Origin of the sequence: Flavobacterium pasteuri (assembly GCF_048286615.1) — a bacterium.
Classification (GTDB): Bacteria; Bacteroidota; Bacteroidia; order Flavobacteriales; family Flavobacteriaceae; genus Flavobacterium.
Genome location: NZ_JBLVPN010000003.1, coordinates 53745 through 77135, shown reverse-complemented (window position 1 = coordinate 77135; position 23391 = coordinate 53745). Strand labels below are relative to the sequence as shown.

At 34.2% G+C, this 23391-nt stretch carries 20 protein-coding genes and 1 pseudogene; 13 read left to right on the top strand and 8 right to left on the bottom strand.

Translation table 11 applies throughout. The features are described 5' to 3' along the window. Positions 1 to 18 precede the first annotated feature (18 nt). From secA to ACNQF6_RS05285, 6 genes are all read left to right on the top strand, one after another. Positions 19 to 3387: a preprotein translocase subunit SecA gene (gene secA / locus ACNQF6_RS05310; protein ID WP_417963924.1), complete on the top strand. Its 3369-nt coding sequence runs from the start codon at positions 19 to 21 to the stop codon at positions 3385 to 3387. A 610-nt stretch (positions 3388 to 3997) separates the two neighbouring features. Further along, positions 3998 to 4204: a hypothetical protein gene (locus ACNQF6_RS05305; protein ID WP_417963922.1), complete on the top strand. Its 207-nt coding sequence runs from the start codon at positions 3998 to 4000 to the stop codon at positions 4202 to 4204. Between the two features lie 127 nt (positions 4205 to 4331). Then, entirely contained in the window at positions 4332 to 4805 is a 474-nt protein-coding gene (locus tag ACNQF6_RS05300) for a hypothetical protein (protein ID WP_417963920.1), read from the top strand. 177 nt (positions 4806 to 4982) lie between these two features. Further along, positions 4983 to 5417 carry a hypothetical protein gene (locus tag ACNQF6_RS05295; RefSeq protein WP_417963918.1) on the top strand — a complete coding sequence of 145 codons (435 nt, stop codon included), beginning with the start codon at positions 4983 to 4985 and terminating at the stop codon, positions 5415 to 5417. A gap of 106 nt (positions 5418 to 5523) precedes the next feature. Then, positions 5524 to 6015 (top strand): hypothetical protein, encoded by a 492-nt coding sequence (locus tag ACNQF6_RS05290; protein WP_417963917.1) that lies wholly within the window; start codon positions 5524 to 5526, stop codon positions 6013 to 6015. A gap of 3 nt (positions 6016 to 6018) precedes the next feature. After that, positions 6019 to 6747 carry an LVIVD repeat-containing protein gene (locus tag ACNQF6_RS05285; protein WP_417963915.1) on the top strand — a complete coding sequence of 243 codons (729 nt, stop codon included), beginning with the start codon at positions 6019 to 6021 and terminating at the stop codon, positions 6745 to 6747. Here the strand turns inward: ACNQF6_RS05285 and ACNQF6_RS05280 are convergent. The 3 genes and pseudogenes from ACNQF6_RS05280 to ACNQF6_RS05270 all read right to left on the bottom strand — a co-directional run. Next, a pseudogene (locus ACNQF6_RS05280) lies at positions 6744 to 6881 on the bottom strand (TrmH family RNA methyltransferase); the annotation flags it as partial. The gene ACNQF6_RS05285 and the pseudogene ACNQF6_RS05280 overlap by 4 nt on opposite strands. Positions 6882 to 6891: 10 nt before the next feature. Beyond that, entirely contained in the window at positions 6892 to 7713 is an 822-nt protein-coding gene (locus ACNQF6_RS05275) for a haloacid dehalogenase type II (protein WP_417963913.1), read from the bottom strand. A gap of 126 nt (positions 7714 to 7839) precedes the next feature. Beyond that, positions 7840 to 8502, bottom strand: a complete 663-nt coding sequence (locus tag ACNQF6_RS05270; protein ID WP_282712244.1) for a TrmH family RNA methyltransferase — start codon at positions 8500 to 8502, stop codon at positions 7840 to 7842. Between the two features lie 128 nt (positions 8503 to 8630). On the opposite strand from ACNQF6_RS05270, the gene ACNQF6_RS05265 reads away from it, so the two are divergent. From ACNQF6_RS05265 to ACNQF6_RS05245, 5 genes are all read left to right on the top strand, one after another. Further along, positions 8631 to 9323, top strand: coding sequence for an SIR2 family NAD-dependent protein deacylase (locus tag ACNQF6_RS05265; RefSeq protein ID WP_417963910.1), 693 nt, complete (start codon positions 8631 to 8633; stop codon positions 9321 to 9323). A 68-nt stretch (positions 9324 to 9391) separates the two neighbouring features. Then, entirely contained in the window at positions 9392 to 10738 is a 1347-nt protein-coding gene (purB, locus tag ACNQF6_RS05260; protein ID WP_417963908.1) for an adenylosuccinate lyase, read from the top strand. Between the two features lie 186 nt (positions 10739 to 10924). Next, positions 10925 to 13165, top strand: coding sequence for a cation:proton antiporter domain-containing protein (locus ACNQF6_RS05255; protein ID WP_417963906.1), 2241 nt, complete (start codon positions 10925 to 10927; stop codon positions 13163 to 13165). Between the two features lie 250 nt (positions 13166 to 13415). Then, on the top strand, positions 13416 to 14021 hold the full coding sequence (locus ACNQF6_RS05250; protein WP_417963904.1) for an NAD(P)H-dependent oxidoreductase: 606 nt from the start codon (positions 13416 to 13418) through the stop codon (positions 14019 to 14021). Position 14022: 1 nt separating this feature from the next. Beyond that, positions 14023 to 15924 (top strand): monovalent cation:proton antiporter-2 (CPA2) family protein, encoded by a 1902-nt coding sequence (locus ACNQF6_RS05245; protein WP_417963902.1) that lies wholly within the window; start codon positions 14023 to 14025, stop codon positions 15922 to 15924. 82 nt (positions 15925 to 16006) lie between these two features. On the opposite strand, the gene guaB is transcribed toward ACNQF6_RS05245, so the two are convergent. The 4 genes from guaB to ACNQF6_RS05225 form a co-directional block, all read right to left on the bottom strand. Next, entirely contained in the window at positions 16007 to 17479 is a 1473-nt protein-coding gene (guaB, locus tag ACNQF6_RS05240; protein ID WP_099715965.1) for an IMP dehydrogenase, read from the bottom strand. Between the two features lie 227 nt (positions 17480 to 17706). After that, the gene (locus tag ACNQF6_RS05235) at positions 17707 to 19101 is read right to left on the bottom strand and encodes a DUF5723 family protein (protein WP_417963900.1); all 1395 of its coding nucleotides are present in this window, start codon (positions 19099 to 19101) and stop codon (positions 17707 to 17709) included. After that, positions 19098 to 19652 (bottom strand): hypothetical protein, encoded by a 555-nt coding sequence (locus ACNQF6_RS05230; protein ID WP_417963898.1) that lies wholly within the window; start codon positions 19650 to 19652, stop codon positions 19098 to 19100. The genes ACNQF6_RS05235 and ACNQF6_RS05230 overlap by 4 nt, the downstream gene beginning before the upstream one ends. A gap of 104 nt (positions 19653 to 19756) precedes the next feature. Further along, positions 19757 to 20620, bottom strand: coding sequence for a hydroxymethylglutaryl-CoA lyase (locus ACNQF6_RS05225; RefSeq protein ID WP_417963896.1), 864 nt, complete (start codon positions 20618 to 20620; stop codon positions 19757 to 19759). A 188-nt stretch (positions 20621 to 20808) separates the two neighbouring features. On the opposite strand from ACNQF6_RS05225, the gene ACNQF6_RS05220 reads away from it, so the two are divergent. Together ACNQF6_RS05220 and ACNQF6_RS05215 are read left to right on the top strand one after the other, a co-directional pair. Then, a complete protein-coding gene (locus tag ACNQF6_RS05220) occupies positions 20809 to 21420 on the top strand; it encodes a hypothetical protein (RefSeq protein WP_417963894.1) in 612 nt (203 codons plus the stop codon). Beyond that, positions 21417 to 22127: a DUF3307 domain-containing protein gene (locus ACNQF6_RS05215; RefSeq protein ID WP_417963892.1), complete on the top strand. Its 711-nt coding sequence runs from the start codon at positions 21417 to 21419 to the stop codon at positions 22125 to 22127. The genes ACNQF6_RS05220 and ACNQF6_RS05215 overlap by 4 nt, the downstream gene beginning before the upstream one ends. On the opposite strand, the gene ACNQF6_RS05210 is transcribed toward ACNQF6_RS05215, so the two are convergent. Beyond that, positions 22113 to 23132 (bottom strand): quinone-dependent dihydroorotate dehydrogenase, encoded by a 1020-nt coding sequence (locus ACNQF6_RS05210; RefSeq protein WP_417963890.1) that lies wholly within the window; start codon positions 23130 to 23132, stop codon positions 22113 to 22115. The genes ACNQF6_RS05215 and ACNQF6_RS05210 overlap by 15 nt on opposite strands. Positions 23133 to 23391 lie beyond the last annotated feature (259 nt).

Genomic DNA, 23391 nt, shown 5'->3' with positions numbered 1-23391 from the left:
CAGAAATAAAAACATATTATGAGTTTTATAAATAGTATTATTAAAGTCTTTGTTGGGGATAAATCCCAAAAAGATGTCAAAGCTTTACAACCGTATCTTAGCAAAATTAAAGCTTTTGAAACTCCTCTGATGGCATTATCTAATGATGATCTTAGAGGACGCACTGCTTTTTTCAAAGATAGAATCAAACAGGCACGCGCTGAAAAAGATGCTAAAATCGCTGCATTGAAACTTGAAGTTGAAAGCATTGAAGACATTGACAAAAGAGAAGATATTTATGTTGCTATTGATGCACTTGAAAAAGAAGCTTACGATATTTCTGAAAAAACGTTGATGGAAATTCTTCCGGAAGCTTTTGCCGTTGTAAAAGAAACAGCAAGACGTTTCAAAGACAATACAGAAATTGTTGTAACTGCAACTGCAAAAGACCGTGAACTTTCTGCTACTAAAACCTATATTGCCTTAGATGGTGACAATGCAATTTGGGCAAATTCATGGAGTGCTGCAGGTAAAGAAATTACTTGGGACATGATTCACTATGACGTACAATTAATTGGCGGAATGGTTTTGCATGAAGGAAAAGTAGCTGAAATGCAAACAGGTGAAGGAAAAACATTGGTAGCAACCTTACCGCTTTACTTAAATGCATTGACCGGAAATGGTGTGCATCTGGTAACTGTGAATGATTATTTGGCAAAAAGAGATAGTACTTGGAAAGCTCCATTATTTGAATTTCACGGTATGACTGTTGAATGTATTGACAATTACCAACCAAGTTCAGAAGGAAGAAAAAAAGCCTACGATGCTGATATCACTTACGGAACTAATAATGAATTTGGTTTTGACTATTTGAGAGATAATATGGCACACTCGCCAGAAGATTTAGTGCAAAGAAAACACAATTATGCGATTGTCGATGAGGTCGATTCAGTTTTAATTGATGATGCCAGAACACCATTGATTATTTCAGGACCGGTTCCGCAAGGAGATCGTCATGAGTTTAATGAATTGAAACCAAAAATTGAAAACTTAGTTAGCATACAAAGACAATTGGCTAACGGTTTCTTATCTGAAGCAAAAAAAATAATTGCAGCCGGAAATACTAAAGAAGGTGGATTCCAATTGTTAAGAGCTTACAGAGCATTGCCAAAAAACAAAGCATTGATTAAATTTTTGAGTGAAGAAGGAATTAAACAATTGCTTCAAAAAACCGAAAATCAGTACATGCAGGATAACAAAAGAGAAATGCACAAGATTGATGAGGCATTGTATTTTGTTATTGAAGAAAAAAACAATCAGGTTGAATTGACAGATAACGGAATTAAATACCTTTCTGGAGATACTGATGCTGACTTTTTTGTACTTCCGGACATTGGAACTGAAATTGCCGCTATCGAAAAGAAAAAATTAGATAAAGACACTGAAGCTGAAGAAAAAGAACAATTGTTTCAAGATTTCGGTGTAAAAAGTGAGCGTATTCATACTTTGACACAACTTTTGAAAGCCTACGCTTTATTCGAAAAAGATGTAGAATATGTAATCATGGATAATAAAATCATGATTGTTGATGAGCAAACAGGTCGTATTATGGATGGTCGTCGTTATTCTGACGGATTACACCAAGCGATTGAAGCCAAAGAAAATGTAAAAATCGAAGCTGCAACTCAAACATTTGCAACCGTTACGTTACAGAATTATTTCAGAATGTACAATAAACTGGGAGGAATGACTGGAACTGCAGTAACTGAAGCGGGTGAGTTATGGCAAATATATAAACTAGACGTCGTAGAAATTCCTACTAACAGAGGAATGGCAAGAAAAGACAAAGAGGATTTTATTTATAAAACGACTCGAGAAAAATTCAATGCCGTTATCGAAGACGTAACGGAGTTATCTAAAGCAGGAAGACCAGTTCTTATTGGTACAACTTCTGTAGAAATTTCAGAATTGTTAAGCCGAATGTTGAAAATGAGAGGCGTTGCACACAATGTCTTGAATGCAAAAATGCACAAACAAGAAGCGCAAATTGTTGAAGAAGCTGGAAAACCTGGAGTGGTAACTATTGCAACCAACATGGCTGGTCGTGGTACCGATATTAAATTATCTGCCGAAGTAAAAGCTGCTGGTGGATTAGCCATTGTAGGTACGGAACGTCATGATTCGCGTCGTGTTGACCGTCAGTTGCGTGGTCGTGCAGGACGTCAAGGTGATCCGGGAAGTTCTCAGTTTTATGTATCTCTTGAAGACAACCTAATGCGTTTGTTTGGTTCTGAAAGAGTGGCTAAAGTTATGGACAGAATGGGATTACAGGAAGGTGAAGTGATTCAGCATTCTATGATGACTAAATCGATCGAACGCGCTCAGAAAAAAGTAGAAGAAAACAACTTTGGTGTTCGTAAACGTTTATTAGAATATGATGACGTTATGAACGCACAACGTGAAGTGGTTTACAAACGTCGTCGTCATGCATTGTTTGGAGAGCGTTTGAAATTAGATATTGCAAACATGCTGTATGACACTTGCGAATTGATTGTGGACCAAAACAAAGTATCTAATAATTTCAAAAACTTTGAATTCGAATTAATTCGTTATTTCTCAATCACATCGCCAGTTACTGAAAGTGAATTCAGTAAACTGAGTGAAATGGAATTAACCGGGAAAATATACAAAGCAACGCTGGAATATTACACGGAGAAAACAGAGAGAAGCGCCAGAGAAGCATTCCCTATTATAAAAAGCGTTTACGAAGATAAAAACAACCAGTTTGAGCGTATTGTAGTTCCTTTTACGGATGGAATAAAATCGTTGAATGTGGTTACTGATTTGAAAAAAGCCTACGAAACTGAGGGAGCTCAACTTGTTGCTGATTTCGAAAAAAATATCACTTTATCTATTGTAGATGAAGCTTGGAAGAAACACTTGCGTAAAATGGATGAGTTGAAACAATCCGTTCAACTTGCGGTTCACGAACAAAAAGATCCGTTACTTATTTACAAACTGGAAGCTTTCAATTTGTTTAGAGCCATGATTGACAATGTAAATAAAGAAGTGATTTCATTCTTGTTCAAAGGTGATTTACCGGCTCAAGAGAACCAACAAATTCAAGAAGCGAAAGAAGTTCGTCAACAAGAAGAGTATCAATTAAGTAAAGACGAAATTCCAAATAGTGAAAGTGCTAATCGTGAAGCGGGAGGCTCGAGCGCAAGCGAACAGGCGAAGCAAACCCAACAACGACAAGTTACCGAAACTATCGTGAGAGATATGCCAAAAATCAATCGTAATGATAATGTTACGATTCAAAACGTGGCTAACGGACAAATACAAGAAATGAAATACAAAAAAGCCGAAAGCTTAATCGCTTCAGGACAATGGGTTATCGTTAACTAATAACCGTTTCAATTCCTTATTATTACATTCCCCAATTACGAAAGTAGTTGGGGAATTTTTTTTGGAGCTATTCCCGCCATACGTTTCAATCTTGTGGGGCTAAACGAAAGCCCCACAAGGATTTCCACTGCTGTCGGGGCTAGGGATTTTGTGATAAATAACTCCGTTTACGGTTTCCCGTAATGATCCTATAATCAAAGAATATATCTTTGAGAATAATTAATTACTAATTCCTATTTATAGGATTTTTCAGCGATTAAATTTATACATTTGAAAATCAATAAAGTCTGATATCTATCAATGCTATCTTTTCAATTTTGGGGTGATACGTCGTATTTTATCAGGCCCATATACAAGTTAAGCATCAGCTCAACCAAACTGATGCCTAAAAAATAACGTTTTAAACAATTAAACATTCAAAAAAATGAGATGTAGTAACTGCGGAAAAGAAACTCCATTTAGTGGAAAAGTGTGTCATTGGTGTAACAGTGACAAGTCAAATGATCAACAAACGCATAGTAAAATTGTTGTAATATCAATAATTATTGTACTTTTTCTATTTTGGAAATGTTCTTAAAAAATAACCACATAATAATAAATTTTATAAATAATGAAAATAACTGTTAGAGAATTAATCGAAAAACTAAAAGCAGAAAACCAAGATTTAGAAATTTACTTTGGTGGACTTGAATTTCAACGCTTAAAAGACCGTAGAAATGAATTACAATTTGAATTTACTCAGTTAGTTTATCCAGATGATCAAGGTGACGTGGTGGTTGAAAATCATTTAAAACCAAAACAATCCAAACTAAAATAGACTCTTGTTACTGGGCGATATTGTTCTTTTGACTTTCCATCCTGATATCTTGATAAATGATATCTTCCATTCTCAATTTTAAATCTAATTACCTCACAAAACATAAAAATAACTTTAAACTTTAAAAATGAAAAACATAATTACATTATTTATCTCTGCCCTCTTCTTAGTTTCTTGTGGAAATTCAAAAACGGAAAATGAAAATGACTCTAATAAAAATATAATTGATGTAAAAACAATTATTGGGAAGACTGAAAGTGAGATTGAAAAAATACTTGGAAAAGCCGAAAATAGTGAAAAAATTTCTCCCAGCAACACACCTTGTAAAGATATTCCTTGTGAAAAAAAGTTCTATCAAAAAAATAAATTTGAAATTGTATTTATTGATGGTAAATCAGACTGGATAACAATTAATAATATCTCAAATTTTGACTTCAATTCAGAAAACATAACATTATTAGGATTGTCGTCAACAGTACCAAGTTTTGAAAACACTATATCTATAAAATGGAACGATATTGAAAATATAAATGATGTTACTTTCTTTAATAATGGCGAAAATAAAATTGAGTATATCTATATTAAAGGTTATACAAAATAAACAAAAATACCAGCTCCGCAAAGTATCCCTGAAAACACATAAATTTTTCATAAATGCTGCGCAAATCTCTCTGACTTTGCGAAATTTTCAGAACTTGATAGTGCATTAAAACGTCATAAAGTGGCTGACTTTCATAAACCTGCTGAAATACTGGAACATTAATAACAAGCGATAAAAATGAAAAAAATACACTTCAATCACTTAACATTTAAAAACTGGACATCACTTTTAATGTTAATCTCATTGGTTCTTATTCTTATGGGGAGTTTTGAAATTATTGAATTTGAATATAAAAGAACGTATAAAATTTTGGCTTCCATTGGTTTTTTTATCCAAGCAGCCTACTACAGTAAAATGTTTTGGTACAAAAATTATGTTGAATGGAGTAAACGGGGAATGAACATCAAAATAAATAGATTAATCAGTAAGTCTATAACATTTAGAAATGTCGCAAAATTAGAATTAGACACTACTAATTTAAAAATCATTCAGAAATCCGGAAGCGACAAAATATTCGAAATCCATAACATTGCTAGTATTGATTTGGAAAAACTCGTGGAAATAATTACACAAAATAGCGGATTTGAAAGCACCGAATTTTCTACAAATTAAAATTAAAGAATTACGCTTGCTAACACTAAAACTTTTTTACATAAATTTAATGCACGCTGCACGCAACCAAAAGCGGTTTTGGATATCTTTATAAAAACATTTCTAAATGAAAAAAATAGTACTTCTCCTGCTGGTTTCATTTCTATTCATTTCCTGCTGGCCAACTACAGATAACGGTGACTTTGTGCGTCAAGAATACAAACCGGTGATTATTGCCCGCAGCGCCCTGGAAACCTCCATTGCTTTTCAAAACGCACAACCCATTATTAAATCGGGAAAAATTTATATCAAGGACGATTTAATGTTTATCAATGATGTCAATAAAGGTTTTCATGTTTATGATTACACAGATCCTAAAAAACCAATCCGACTCCATTTTATAAAAGCCCCGGGGGCAACTGACTTAGCCATCAAAGGAAATACAGTGTACATCAATCAAGCAGTCGATTTAGTCACTGCCACTTTCAATCCTACCACAAAAATTTTCACAGTTACCAACAGAAACAAAAATGTGTTTCCGCAAAAGCAAGCTCCAAACGGTTTATATGGCTACACTAAAGAAAATGAAATAATAATCGATTGGACTTTAATCAAGTAACACATGAAAAAAATTATATCCTTCGTATTACTAGTATTTATAATGGGTTGTTCAGACAGTGACAACGCACAAAACGGCGACATAGGGCAAGGCGGTTCACTTGCTGTTTTTGCCATAAAAGGCAATTATTTATACGGCGTAGACCAGATGAAGTTGAATGTATTCTCGCTAATCAATTCCGAAAAGCCCGTAAAAGTCAATGAGATTCCTATCGGTTTTAACATTGAAACCTTATTTTCATACGGAGATAATTTATTCATTGGATCTAGAAACGGAATGTTTATCTATTCAATCACCAATCCTGAAAACCCAACAAAGTTGTCCAGTGTGCAACACTTTACCGCTTGTGATCCTGTAATTGCCAATAGTACGCACTCCTACGTGACATTGAACTCGAACACCACTTGTGGCAACAACATTAACGTTTTACAAGTTTATGACACCAAAGATTTAACTAATCCAAAATTAATTCACAGCAGAACACTCATGCAGCCTAAAGGAATCAGTTTTTACACCGCTGATTATTTACTGGTTTGTGATGATGTTATCAAAATATTCAACATTCAAAATCCTGCTGAACCTGTTTTAGTGCATGCCATTGACAAAAATTGTTTTGATTTAATTGTACGCGACAATACCTTATTTGCCATTGGGAATAACGGCGTATACCGCTATAAAATGAATCCGAACAATATAAAAGACATACAACTAGAGAGTGAAACAACGTTTTAATGCTCCTCAAAATAGCGTGCTTCAATTCGCTTGATGTCTTTTATGGAATTTTTGGCCCAAGCCAAACGCTTTTCTAAAATTTCGTTCTCAGATAAATGCCAATCAATGTTTGAATTGCGCAATCGGTTCTTTAATTTTCAATGATTACAACTGCTGAAAAGGTATTGAAATTAGCTTCTGAGCAACTAATAAAATATTCTCTTTATTAATTTCAGGTAAATTTGCAAGAGGAAACAATTGCTGTCCAGGACGGCTGACAAAAGCCGTTTGCCAACCTGCCCAATTTGCACCGGCAACATCCCAACCGTGTGCAGCTATCAACATACATTCATTCGATTTTAATCCCATTTTTTTGGCAGCCCAATTATAAGTATCTGCATGAGGCTTGAATTTACCTACATCTTCTATACTTAACACATCGTCAAATAGATCATGAATCCCTGCATATTTAAGTTGCGTTTCGACCGCTTTATTGGATGAGTTAGTGAAGGCAACTAATTTAAAACCTTCTCTTTTTAAAAGTAAGAGAGCTTCTTTCACTTCTGGATGTGCAGGCAATGATAAAATTGGAGCAACAGCATCTTTAGCTTGTTTATCCGTTATATCAATTCCATTTTTGTGGGCAACCATTATAAGTGCAGCGGCTCCAATTGTTCCAAAATCATGATATTGATTTGCTACTGTTGCAACCAATGAATACTGAAGCATTGTAGTGAACCACAAGGACATCAATTCAGGATGACCTCCTAGCGCTGCGCCAATACTTTTTTTCATGCTATTAAGATCCAGCAACGTTTCATTTACATCAAAAAATAAAACCTTGGGTCTTTGTAAATAACCAGCGCTGTACTCCTCATTATTGTCTGTCTCCTCTTTTAAAATTAAAATAGGCGCGCTAATTTCTTCTTCTCCAACAGTCAATGTGGTATTTACTAAACCTTGGTTGCTATTTTTAAATTCTTTCATTGTTTTTCTTTTTAAATCATGCGTTAAATAAAATATACGACAAAGTATCTTGTTTCGTGAAAATAGTACAAGTCACATGATATTTTTTAAAATAAAAAACATTAGCGTACCATTAATATGAAAGAACTATTTCACGTTTTCAGAAAAATACCGTTCTTCTATTCTCTTAATATCTTTTATGGAATTTTTGGCCCAAGCCAAACGCTTTTCTAAAATTTCATTTTCAGATAAATGCCAGTCAATGTTTGAATTGCGCAATCGATTCGTCAGGTTTTGAATGATGATTGCCGCCGAAACCGAGATGTTCAGACTTTCCGTGAAACCAACCATGGGAATTTTTAGAAAACCATCGGCACGTTGTAAAATTTCTTCGGATAATCCGTCTCTTTCTGTTCCAAAAAATAAAGCGCTGGGTTTCGAAATATCAAAATCTTCCATCAAACAATCATTCTCATGTGGCGTAGTGGCAATGATTTGATACCCCTTATTTTTTAACGTATCCACACAATTCGAAATACTGTCGAAGGTATTGATGTCAACCCATTTTTGGGCACCCATAGCAATTTCCTTATCGATACTTTTTCCGTAACGCTGCTCGATAACATTCAATTCCTGAATTCCAAAAATCTCACAACTGCGCATCACCGCACTGGTATTATGCATCTGGAAAATATCCTCAACAGCAATCGTAAAATGCTTGGTTCTGTTTTCCAATACTTTCAGAAATTTTTCTTTGCGGTTATCAGTCAGTATATTTTCAAGAAAATTAAGGTAATCGATATCAATCATTTTAAAAAAATTATTCGTCAAAAATACTAACTATTTTCACCGCAAATACACTAATTTTAATTTCTATTAAATTTTTTAAAAAATCGGCGTTTGAAAATCCGTTTCATCTGCGTCCAATAATAAAATACATGAAAAAGAAATTAGTGGTCTTAACCGGAGCAGGAATCAGTGCCGAAAGTGGCATCAAAACTTTTCGTGATAGTGACGGACTTTGGGAAGGTCATAACGTTATGGATGTCGCAACACCCGAAGGTTGGCATAAAAACCCGGCTTTGGTCTTGGATTTTTACAATCAAAGACGAAAACAACTCAAAGAAGTAGCACCAAATTTGGGGCATCAAATTTTGGCTGAATTAGAAAAGGATTTTGAGGTATACATAATCACACAAAACGTGGATGATTTACACGAACGCGCCGGAAGTTCTAATGTGTTGCATTTACATGGCGAATTATTGAAAGTCAGAAGCACCAAAAAACCAGACTACATTCTGGATTGGCAGGACGATTTGAATTTTGGCGATTTAGATGAAAACAAAAATCAATTACGCCCGCATATTGTCTGGTTTGGCGAGGAAGTCCCTGCGCTTGATGAAGCCATTACACTTACTCAAAGTGCTGATTATTTTGCAGTTATAGGAACGTCATTACAAGTATATCCTGCGGCTGGATTAATCGATTTTACGAGTCGGGAAACACCTATTTTTTATATTGATCCAAAACCGATAAAAATCCCAAATCTTAGAAATCCATTGGATGTGATTCCAGAAGTGGCTTCTGAAGGAATGAAAACACTAAAAAAGAAGCTTATAGCGTTTATTTAAAAAACCATTCGTTTTCTAGTTTGTCTCGAAAGGTTTATATTTGTGCCTTTCGAACAAACAACAAAACAATGACTACTTTAAACGAATTGAATGCTATATCGCCAATCGACGGAAGATATAGAAACAAGACTATTTCGCTGGCTCCATTTTTCTCTGAAGAAGCCTTAATCAAATACCGCGTATTGGTTGAAATTGAATATTTCATTGCTTTGTGCGAAGTGCCTTTGCCACAACTAAAAGACGTAAACCCGAACTTATTCGAAAGTTTACGTGACATTTATAAAAACTTCTCTACTGAAGATGCGCTTTGGATCAAAGAAACGGAGAAAGTGACCAACCACGATGTAAAAGCGGTGGAATACTTTATCAAAGATGCTTTTGAAAAACTAGGATTATCTGAATATAAAGAGTTTATCCACTTCGGATTGACTTCCCAAGATATTAATAACACGGCGATTCCGCTTTCTACAAAAGAAGCTTTCGAGAAAGTATACATGCCTTCATTGATTACTTTGACATCAAAATTGAAAGATTTAAGTATCGAATGGAAAGATATTCCAATGCTTGCACGCACGCACGGACAGCCGGCTTCTCCAACTCGTTTGGGTAAAGAAATAGGTGTTTTTGTAGAACGTTTAGAAGAGCAAATGCGTTTGTTATTTAATGTTCCTTTTGCGGCTAAATTTGGCGGAGCAACCGGAAATTATAACGCACATCACGTAGCGTATCCACAAATTGACTGGAGAAACTTCGGCGGTAAATTTGTAGAGGAAAACCTTGGTTTACACCACTCCTTCCCTACTACACAAATTGAACATTACGATCATTTCGCTGCATTTTTTGATGCGTTGAAAAGAATAAATACCATCATCATTGATTTAGACCGAGATATCTGGACATACGTTTCGATGGAATATTTCAAACAAAAAATCAAAGCGGGAGAAATAGGATCTTCGGCAATGCCACACAAAGTTAACCCAATTGATTTTGAAAATTCAGAAGGGAATTTAGGAATCGCCAATGCTATTTTCGAACATTTATCGGCTAAATTGCCATTATCAAGATTACAACGTGATTTAACAGACAGTACGGTTTTGAGAAATATTGGTGTACCTATGGGACACACGCTAATCGCTTTTGAAGCTACTTTGAAAGGATTGAACAAATTGTTATTGAACGAACCAAAATTCCACGAAGATTTAGAGAAAAACTGGGCAGTCGTTGCTGAAGCGATTCAAACTATTTTACGTCGTGAAGCATATCCTAACCCATATGAAGCATTGAAAGGATTGACCAGAACCAATGAAGCGATTGATAAAAACGCAATTCATGGTTTTATTGCAACTTTAGAAGTTTCGGATGAAATTAAAGCCGAATTGATGCAAATCACTCCAAGTAATTTCTTAGGAATATAAGTTTTAGGAAATTATTTAAATTTATAAAATCCCGTTGAAATGGAAGTCAAAATTCTTTTCAACGGGATTTTTGTTGCTAAAAAAATCATAAAAAACTGTTATTAGCGCTAATTATACTTTCAAAAGTAAAGTTTTTTTATATCTTACAACAATACACAAATACCTTAAAAAAATAAGTAAACGCCTATGAATACCGCAGAAACAGTAGCAAACGCCTCACACCATTTACAACCTTTAATTAGTGATTTAGGGTTAATCCTAATGACCGCCGCTGTGGCCGTTTTGTTATTTAAAAAAATCAAACAGCCTCTCGTTCTGGGGTATTTAATTGCCGGATTTTTGGCAGGAAATCATTTTGATTTTTTTCCTTCGGTAAAAGATATTAAAAGTGTAGAAGTTTGGGCAGAGATTGGGGTGATCTTTTTATTATTTAGTTTGGGACTGGAATTCAGTTTTAAGAAACTGATGAAAGTGGGTGGAACTGCATCTATTACTGCTGTAACGCAAATTATTTCAATGGTTGCCATAGGGTATTTAGCCGGCCAATGGATTGGATGGAAACAGATGGACAGTATTTTTTTAGGAGTTATACTTTCGATTTCATCCACTACAATTATCTTAAAAACATTTGATGAATTGGGCGTAAAAACCCAAAAATTTGCGGGAATCGTTATTGGCTCGCTTATCGTTCAAGATATAGTTGCCATTTTAATGATGGTATTGCTTTCTACAATTGCAGTAAGTCAACAGTTTTCAGGAAGTGAATTGTTATTATCCGTTTTTAAACTTATCTTTTTCTTGACCATATGGTTTGTTGGAGGTATCTTTTTTATCCCGACTTTACTTAAAAAAGCTAAAAATATATTGACGGACGAAATGCTGTTAATCATCTCACTTGCTTTGTGTCTGATGATGGTTATTCTGGCTGCAAATGTTGGTTTTTCTCCTGCTTTAGGCGCTTTTATAATGGGTTCCATCATTGCCGAAACTACTCAGGCGGAACACATTGAACATTTAGTTAAACCTGTTAAAGACCTTTTTGGGGCGGTTTTCTTTGTTTCTGTTGGTATGTTAATTAACCCCGGAACTTTATATGAATATGCCTTGCCAGTTGCTATTTTAACCTTAGTCGTGATTTTAGGACAATCAATAAGCTCAACAATTGGTGCGTTACTTTCTGGGCAACCACTGAAACAATCGGTGCAAACCGGAATGAGTTTATCGCAAATTGGGGAATTCTCCTTTATTATTGCAACACTGGGAATGACATTGAATGTAACCAGTGATTTTCTTTATCCAATTGTAGTGGCAGTGTCAGCAGTGACCACTTTTACGACTCCATTTATGGTGAAATTTGCCACTCCTTTTTCAGAATATCTGGAAAAAAAACTGCCTCGAAAATGGATTAAAAAAATTGAACGATACAGTGCCAATGCACAATCGATAAAATTAGTAAGCAACTGGCAAATAGTTGTGCGTGCATTTCTGACGCAAGTAATCATCCATTCCGTAATTATAGTTGCCATTATTTTACTTTCATCGAAATTCATTTTACCTTTAGTTGAAGGATCACAATTTGGAAATATATTTGCCGCATTAATTACATTAGTGATACTATCGCCTTTTTTATGGGCACTGTCCTTACGTCGCGTTGCAGTTAAACAAGTGGCAATTTTAAGGGAAGAACGTAAATATCGCGGACCAATACTGATGATGATTTTAATGCGAATGGTATTGACCCTTTTTTACATCGGTTTTTTATTAAATATCTTTTTTTCCCCCGGAATCGCTTTTATAATGCTGATTGTTGCCGTTGTCGTGTATTTTGTTTTTCCAAAAAAATTAAATGCGCAATATCACAAAATTGAAGACCATTTTTTGAAAAATTTAAATGCCCGAGAACTTAAAAAAGCGGTAAGAAGTCGTAGTGATTTAACACCCTGGGATGGACACATGACTACTTTTGAAATTGCTCCAACCTCTAATATTGCCGGAAAAACACTTGAAGAATTAAGTATTAGAGAGCAATTAGGAATTAATATCGCTTTTGTTAAGCGTGGAGAAATCACCATTAATATTCCTAGCAGAAACGAAAGACTTTTTCCAGGAGATGAAATTTGTGTCATTGGTACTGATACTCAAGTAGCAGCATTTAAAAAATATTTGGACCAACATGAGATTGATGTCTCACCACTGGCAACTGAATCTGATATTGTTTTACAGCAGTTAGAGCTAATCAACGAAGCATTTATTGGAAAAAGCATACGTGATTCTGAATTACGTGAAAAAACAAGGGGTTTGATTGTTGGATTAGAAAGAGGAGGAAAAAGAATTCTCAACCCAGAATCAAAATTGATTTTAGAAAAAAATGATATTCTCTGGATTGTGGGCAGCAAAAAATTATTAGCCAATCTTTCTAAAAATTAATTAAGTCATTTTTTACAATCCATTTTTGGTTCAATCAGTACATTCCTAAATATAGATTCTAAATACATCCCGTCTGAACGAAACTTTAGATTTTGTTTAGACAGGATTTTCTGTTTATCGTTAAAAAATAATATTTGAACCATAGTAAATTATTAAGATTAAGCAATATTTTATACCTTAGAGCAGTTTTATTTTCATAAAAACAGTGTAAATCAACACAATAATTCTTTTAAATAGTTAAAATAAATTTATGCCAAAAAATAAAATCTTAATCCTATTTTCACATCCGCTATTCGAGAAATCTCATGCGAATAAAGCTTTGGTGGAAAACATTCCCGATTCAGAAAATATTACTTTTCATGATTTATATGAATACTATCCTGATTTTGATATTGATGTAAAATTCGAGCAAGATTTATTAAGCCGGCATGATATTATCATTTGGCACCATCCTATGTATTGGTATAGTTGTCCGCCATTAATGAAACAATGGATTGATATGGTACTGGAACATAACTGGGCTTATGGAAAAAAGGGAAAAGCATTACAGGATAAAATTATTTTTCAGGTGATTACTACTGGTGGCGACAAGGAAAATTATTGCGAAACGGGTAGTGATCGTTATAGTATTCTTGAATTATTGGAACCTTTTAACCAAACTGCAAAAGTGTGTAATATGATTTACTTACCTCCTTTTGTAGTGCACGGAACACATAATATGACCGATGAAGATTATGAAAAAAATGGTTTGATTTATGGCTATTTTCTGGACTATTTAGAGAATCATGATATAGATACGGATGAAATTTTGCAACACCATTACTTGAATGAATGGTTTGCAACAATACAGACATAATATGGATACTAATTTTTTGCTTCAGGCAATCATTTATTTAACTGCTGCCGTAATTTGCGTACCAATTGCTAAAAAATTAGGCTTGAGTTCTATTTTAGGCTATTTATTGGCGGGCATAATCATTGGTCCTTTTGTTCTTGGTTTTATTGGTCAGGAAGGTCAGGATATAATGCATTTTGCCGAATTTGGTGTGGTAATGATGCTTTTTTTAATTGGACTTGAATTAGAACCAAGTAAGTTTTGGAAAATGCGGAAATTCATTCTTGGAATGGGCTCCATGCAATTAATTGGAACGACAATAATACTATTTCTAGGATGTCTTTTTTTTATGGACTGGAGATGGGAAACTACATTAGCGATTTCACTGGCACTGGCTTTATCTTCTACTGCTATTGTATTGCAAACCTTAAAAGAAAAAGGATTGTCAAATACTTCAGTAGGACGCTCCTCATTTGCTGTTTTACTTTTTCAAGATATTGCAGTAATCCCAATTTTAGCCTTTTTACCTCTTTTATCAACAGTCAATCTTGAAGCAACAAATGATGCACCACAATCATTAATTACGGGTTATGCGAGCTGGTTGCAAACGGTAATCGTAATCGGAATTATTTCGACAATTTATTTTGCAGGCCGCTTTTTGTTTGTTCCTTTATTGCATATAATCGCAAAAACCAGATTACAGGAATTGTTTACTGCTTCTGCATTACTGCTCGTCGTTGGGGTTTCGTATATGATGCAATTAATTGGATTAAGCCCTGCATTAGGTGCTTTTATGGCTGGTGTCGTATTAGCCAACTCTGAATTTCGCCATGAATTAGAGGGCGATATTGCACCATTTAAAGGATTGCTTTTGGGATTGTTTTTTCTGGGCGTAGGTGCCTCAATAAACTTCCAATTAATTATTGACAATCCATTATTTATTTTTGCTTTTGGAGCGATTCTAACATTAGTAAAATTCATCGTTCTATTTTTTACCAGTCGGTATTATAAAAAGAAATTAGACCAAAATCTACTGTTTGCATTTGGTTTGAGCCAAGCAGGAGAATTTGGTTTTGTAATTATGAGTTTCTGTATGCAATTGAATATTGTGCCCAGTATTTTAGCCAATCAAATTATGGCAGTCATAGCCATGAGTATGGTTGCAACTCCTTTTCTCTTACTAATAAATGAGCGAATAATATATCCAAACACCCGAATTCAGGAAAAAGAAATAAAAAAAGACAATGATTATATTGACGAAGATAACCCAGTTATTATAGCTGGTTTTGGGCATTTTGGAAGCACAGTCGGTCGATTATTGAGAGCTAATCAAATAAAATCAACTATTCTTGATTATGATTCAGACCGAATCGATTTATTACGAAAAATGGGTTTTAAAGTCTATTATGGAGATGCAACCCGACTGGAATTACTGAAAGCTGCCGGTTGTGAAAATGCTAAAGTTTTCATCGCTGCTATAGATAATCCAACCGTAAATCTTCAAGTCATTGAAACCTTAAAGAAGCACTTTCCAAATTTAAAAATTTTAACGCGTGCCCGAAACCGAAATGACGCCTATGAATTAATCGATCATAAAGTGGAACATATTTACAGAGAAACTTTATACAGCGCTGTTAATATGGGTGTTGATGCGTTAGTAGAGTTAGGACTTCGAAAATATACAGCAACCAGACAAGGGCAACAATTTATAAAATACGATGAAATTACCACACGTAAACTAGCTGAAAAACGTCATGATAAAATGGCGTATATGATTACCATTAAGGAAGAAATTGAATTACAGGAACAGTTATTAAAGAGTGATATTTATTCCCAAATTGCAGCTACCAATCACAGTTGGGACAGTCAACACTTGAAAAATAATCTGGCTGACTTGTCTGACTCATCAGAATTGCAAGACTAAAATTTAGAGAAATAAAAAAGCATAATTAAAACCCTAAAACGGAATTAATTATGCTTTTTTTTATGATATTAAAACTATAAAATTATCTTGAATAATTTGGAGCTTCTTTCGTAATAGTTACATTATGAGGATGACTTTCGTTGATTCCGCTTGCGGTAATACGAACAAAACGACCTGTATCTTGTAATGTAGGAATATCTTTTGAGCCACAATATCCCATTCCGGCACGAAGACCACCAATGAATTGTTGCATGCTTTCGTTCAATTCTCCTTTATAAGGCACACGCCCAACAATTCCTTCCGGTACTAATTTCTTAACATCATCTTCCACATCTTGGAAATAACGGTCTTTTGAACCTTCTTGCATCGCTTCCACAGAACCCATTCCACGGTATGACTTGAATTTTCTTCCTTCGAAAATAATAGTTTCACCAGGAGATTCCATAGTACCAGCTAATAACGACCCTAACATTACACAATCAGCACCTGCAGCAATCGCTTTAGGAATATCGCCTGTGTAACGAATTCCACCATCAGCAATTACTGGAACGCCAGTACCTTTAATCGCTGCAGCAACTTCAAGTACTGCAGAAAATTGAGGAAAACCAACACCCGCAACAATACGAGTCGTACAAATAGAACCTGGTCCAATGCCAACTTTTACTCCATCTGCGCCATTTTCAACTAAATATTTAGCTGCTTCTGCAGTGGCAATATTACCAACAATAACGTCTAAGTCAGGAAATTTAGCTTTCACTAATTTCAGTACATCTACCACTCCTTTTGTATGACCGTGAGCGGTATCGATTATAACTGCGTCAACTCCGGCATTAACTAAAGCAGTAGCTCTTTCAACAGCATCTGCAGTAACACCTAATGCGGCTGCAACACGTAAACGTCCGTATTTGTCTTTGTTTGCATTTGGCTTTTGAGTCAATTTAGTTATGTCTCTGAACGTAATTAAACCCACTAATTTATAGTCAGCATTTACTACTGGTAGTTTTTCAATTTTATGACCTTGCAAAACTACTTCTGCTTGTTCTAGAGAAGTACCTTCGGCAACAGTTACTAAGTTTTCACTGGTCATTACCTCAACAATAGGTCTTGAACTATTTTTTTCGAAACGCAAATCTCTATTAGTAACGATTCCTTTTAATATTTGGTTTTCATCAACAATCGGAATACCTCCAATACCAAATTCTTTCATCGCACTTTTAGCATCTGCCACAGTGGAAGTCAATGGCAAAGTAACCGGATCGATAATCATTCCAGACTCCGCACGTTTTACTTTTCTAACTTTCGCAGCTTGTTGCTCGATAGTCATATTTTTATGCAAAACACCAATTCCACCTTCTTGCGCCATAGCAATTGCCATTGCACTTTCGGTAACAGTATCCATAGCTGCAGATACAATAGGAACATTTAGTGTAATATTTCTTGAAAATTTTGATTGAATACTCACTTCGCGTGGAAGCACATTTGAGTAATTAGGAACTAATAGAACATCATCGTAAGTTAATCCTTCACCGATAATCTTAGAGTTGTGTGCGATCATTGCAATTGTAGTTGGAGTTTAATTGCGTGCAAATATAGACAATCTTACGCAAAAAATCGCTATAGTTTTACAATAAATAATTAAATTACAGTTCAAAGTCAATTCTTTGGTACCAAAATACTCCTAAGTTTTTAATCCATAAAATTTAATTCATTCCCTTTTCAATAACAGAATGTTTAGTAATTTACAAAGGATTTAAACGACTATGACTCAAATAAAAACCAATATTATTTTTTACTATCCTTAAAAACAACATTAAGACCTAGCTGAAAAGACAAACTATTAGCTTTAGTGACATCCCTATATTCCAAAAGATTATCGGCAAGAACATAAAAATTAACGGGTCCAAACATACTGGATAATCCCAATCCTATATTTTTATAGGAATAAGAATCTATGGTATAAGTGGCTTTCATTTGCAATGAATTAAAAATTTTTCTTCTGTAATAGGTCGTAAAAGCAATTAAAGGCGTTCTCGGGGTAGACATTACAAATAATTGAGCACCTACAGCACTTTTATAAATAGTTTCAGGATCATAATTAAGACAATTACAATCTTCGGAGGCTTCTTCTTCGAATGAAAACTGAATGGAAGTATTGAATTTTGTAGGCCTCCAAGTTGTATAATCGGCATACAAGGTATCTAAAGGAACGGCATCCTTAAATTCCTGAAAGCCATCTTCTGCTGAATTTCCAGAACTGAATTTAGGAATAACTCCTTCGTATTTATAAGTTCCTTTAAAAGTCAAACTTTCTACTTCATTAGTATGTTTTATAAAACCAAGATCTATCACACTTGCAGTAAATTGAATATTTTTCTTTGGATAATAAGTCAAACCGGCATCAAATCCCAAACCTAAATTACCGCCTAAAAAAGCTCTTTTAGTAATATCTTTGACCACATTTGGATCATAATCGTCATCATCATATTTAGCAACCCCTGATGTATTGAATTGCAAATCCGAATAAATCATTTGCTCATAAACCCCTTGTGTAGAAGGTATAGTATAAATATATCCTGAATTATTAGTGGAGTTAACATTATAAATACTGGAATAAATCTTTCCTCGCGCTCCTAGAATAAATTTTTCGTTTATCTTTTTATGAAATCCAAGATGAAAAACAGAAAGCACTTCTGCTTTTACATTCAAATCGCCTAAATTGAAAACTTTACCCAAATAATCTCTATTTCCGTCCAAAGCCAAAATTGCAATATCTTTAGGAACATAACTCATAAAATCAAATTCTTGGTACATACCAAAAGAAACATAGGAATCTCCTTGTTCTCCAGCTATTTTAAAACCGCCGTTAAATAATTCTATTTGTTCGTTTAGGGCAACTCTATCTTTTCTTGTTGTGGAGAACACTACATTACGCAGTTTTACATTAAAGTCGACTCCGTTATCTGCAAATAAATCATACGCCGAAAATCCACTGGAACCTACATTTGTGGAAATACCAGACAATAAAGGAATCCCAAAATACCAATTGTACTTCACATCAGACCCCGGATTAGTCAGCAAAGACTGAGGCACTGAAGTGAAATTATAGAGGATTTGTTTGTTTTGTGAAAAGCAACCTATTGTTAGAAATAGAGCAAAAATTAAAATTATTTTTCTCATTCTACTACAAAATAAGCGGTTACTCCTGAACGTAATTTTAGATTTCCTACACTGCTTTCGCTTACAGGAGGACCTGTAAACATGGTAAGCGTAAAAGTAATTTTAATTGTTCTTTTTAATAAATCCAGTGAAGCATTTTGAAATGTTTCAGTTTTAATAACTATGTTCTCTGTTCCGGAATAAGCAGGTACGCTAAAATTTGAGGAATGAACTGGCTGATTATTTCTATCCAGGAATACTAAATCCATTCTGTAGCTTCTATTTATGGTATTGTTAATTTCAAAAAAAAGATCGACTCTATTTAATTTTTCCGTGAAAAATTTTTCGCTGAATACATCAATAGTTGGCGCATCAAAAATTACATTTTGCTCTACTCCTCCAGTTACAAACTGATTTGCCTGAACATCAAAATAAGCTAGATTTGATATAATTACAGGTTCTAACTTTATATCATTTACTTGATTGTAATCTAAATCACTTGCGCATGAAGACGAAAATAAAATTAGAATTAGTACACTTAAGATTCTATGGATAGTTCGTTGTTGCATCATATTAGTCTATTAAAAGTAAATTGGGGAACTGTATAACTAACGTATCATTCATAAACTTATTATTTTCAAGATTAGAGTTCAAGTACAATTATCATTTTTCAATTTTAATGAAACTCCCCAAATAGCTTAGAGGCCTCATTGTAAGCACTTTCAAAACTCATAGGACTCATGTCTGTTTTTTCTTTTTGCGAAGTAAAATAAGATAATAACTTCTCAGTAGGCATATTACCCGTTAAATCATCTGTTGCCATTGGGCATCCGCCAAAACCTTGAATAGCACCATCAAAACGACGGCAACCCGCTTTATAAGCCGCATCAATTTTCTCAAACCACTTATCAGGTGTGGTATGAAGATGCGCACCAAATTCTATTTTGGGATATTTTGGGATTAGATTCGAAAACAAATACGAAATCACATCTGGTGTTGAACTTCCTACCGTATCCGAAAGGGATAAGATTTTAACTCCCATTAATGCTAATTTCTCTGTCCATTCGCCCACAATTTCAACACTCCAAGGATCGCCGTAAGGATTACCAAATCCCATAGAAAGATAGGCCACAACTTCCTTATTAGTCCTATCGGCAATTTCAAGGATTTCTTGTAATGTAATTAACGATTCAGCAATCGTTTTATGGGTATTCCGCATTTGAAAATTTTCAGAAATCGAAAAAGGGAATCCTAAATACTGTATTTCAGGATGATTTGAGGCTAAAGTTGCTCCTTGGGTATTTGCAATAATTGCCAATAATTTGCTTTTAGTTTGAGATAAATCAAGTTGCGCCAGAACGGCAGCGGTATCCTGCATTTGCGGAATCGCTTTTGGCGAAACAAAGCTTCCAAAATCTATAGTATCAAAACCTACACGTAACAAAGACTGGATATAAGTCACTTTTCTTGCCGTAGGAATAAATGGCTTTATACCTTGCATGGCATCGCGTGGACATTCTATAATTTTTATTGGCTCCATAGAGTCAAAGATAGAAAAACAATTAAGAATTTTAAATTATGATTTTTAAATTTTATAAAATTGACATTATTACCTATTTTGGTAATAAATTAAAATATTACGTAATTTGGTAATAACAAATATTATTACGTAATTTGGTAATAATTTGGTTTCAAAATTAAACTTGATTTTTTAATTATATTTGAATTATGATAAGTATAATCACAGGAGACATTATTAACTCGAGAAAACTACCTTCTACAATATGGATTGACGGTTTGAAAGAACTATTGAATACCAAAGGTAAAAACCCGAGTAAATGGGAAATTTATCGAGGAGACGAATTTCAGATGGAAATTATAAATCCCGAAGAAGCCCTGCTCACAGCTTTGCAAATTAAGGCTTATCTAAAAACATTAAAACTCGACGCAAGAATGAGTATTGGTTTTGGAGATAAAACCTATTCTGCAGCAACAATTTCTGAAAGTAATGGAACTGCGTTCGTTCGTTCGGGAGAGCTTTTTGAAACTTTAAAAAAACTAAAAATGACCTTAGCTATTAATTCCGGTAATAGCGATTTAGATACTGAAATGAATCTAATCCTTCGTTTAGGGCTGACCATTATGGATAATTGGCTAGTACAATCGGCTGAATTTGTTTTGGTATCAATAGCAAACAAATCGCTTTCTCAAGAAGAAATAGGTGTGAAACTTGGTATAAATCAAGCCGCAGTAAGTCGCAGACGAAAACGAGCGCAATTTGATTTGGTATTGGAATTAGATAATCATTTCAGAAAAAAAATTAAAACTCTCATTGTATGATTATTTTTGTAAAACTATTATTGGCACATTTACTTGGTGATTTTTTGTTACAGCCTACATCTTGGGTTTTAGACAAAGAAAACAAGAAACACAAAAGCATTTATCTTTATATACATACACTTCTTCATTTTATTCTAGCTTGGATTTTAGTTGGCGGAACCGATTTTATTTGGTTTGCAGTTGTGCTGGCGGTAACGCATGGAGGAATTGATTTTTTTAAATTACATTTTCAAAAAAATAAAACAAAACGCAACTGGTTTGTAATTGACCAACTATTGCATCTTATTGTAATCATGGGAATTACACTGTTTTACAATAACGAAAGCATTAATTTTAAAGCATTAGACAACCCATTTTGGATCTTTGCAACTGGAATACTTTTATTGACAAAACCTACATCGATACTTATAAAGAATATCATTTCGATTTGGACTCCTGAAAACAAAAAAAGTGACGATTCCTTATCGAATGCTGGAAATTACATTGGAATATTAGAACGTTTATTTGTTTTTTATTTTGTCGTAAGTGTCAATTTTGAAGCCATTGGTTTTTTATTGGCTGCAAAATCTATTTTCCGATTTGGAGATTTAAAAGAAGCCAAAGACCGAAAACTTACTGAATATGTTCTTATTGGAACCTTATTGAGCTTTGGCATGGCTTTATTGACAGGGATTTTAGTGAAATATGGAGTATTACAATCTTTTTAAAATCTTTTTGTTTATGGCTTTCACCAAAGCTGGACCTTCATAAATAAAACCAGTGTACAACTGAACTAAACTTGCTCCTGCATCTAATTTCTCTATAGCATCTTCTGCAGAATGAATTCCTCCTACTCCAATAATTGGAAAGGCTTTATTACTTTTTTCAGATAAAAATCGAATCACTTCAGTAGAACGATGCGTTAATGGTTTACCAGACAAACCGCCCATTTCAGTTTTATTCTCGGATTGTAATCCTTCACGAGAAATCGTGGTGTTAGTAGCGATAACACCCGCAATTTTAGTTTCCTTGATAATTTCAATAATATCAAGTAACTGTTCATCCGTCAAATCTGGAGCGATTTTTAAGAGAATTGGTTTTTGCTTTGGCTTAGCCAAATTTTTATTTTGTAAGGTTTGCAGTAATTGTGTCAATGGTTCCTTGTCTTGTAACGCTCGAAGATTTGGCGTGTTTGGGGAACTTACATTCACCACAAAATAGTCAACATAATCATATAAAGCATCAAAACAGATTTCATAATCCAAAGTGGCTTCTTCGTTTGGTGTCAACTTATTTTTACCAATATTCCCACCTATTAAAACGCCTTTATTTTGTTTCAAACGTTCTACAGCTTCTTGAACACCGCCGTTATTAAACCCCATTCTATTAATGATTGCGCTATCTTCTTTCAGACGAAACAATCTTTTTTTAGGATTTCCTTCCTGTCCTTTTGGAGTTAGTGTTCCTATTTCTATAAAACCAAAACCAAAATTGGACAATTCTTTATACAGCTTGGCATCTTTATCAAACCCAGCAGCTAGTCCAACTGGATTTCTAAATTTTAAACCAAAAACTTCAGTCTCTAATCTTGAATCTTTTACTTCGTAAAGCAATCTAAAAAGGCTAGTAAAACCTGGGATTTTAGACAAAAATCGAATCAATGAAAAAGTAAAATAATGAACTTTTTCCGGATCAAACAAAAATAGAAATGGACGAATGAGTAATTTATACATGGTTGTAGTGTTGTTGGTGCAAAAATAGAACTATCTAATCGATAATTAAATATTTCGAAAAAAAATTATACAGCACATTTGATTTGGCTCAAGCCAAAGAATAAATAGTATAAATAAACAGTAGTTAAATAAAGCACAAAAAATTTACACCAATAAAAAACAAACAACTGACTACTAGTGATTTAAAATTAAAAAATATTGACTCAACATCCTCAACAAAAAACAAAGAATGATTTTTTCAAAGATTTTTCTTATCTTG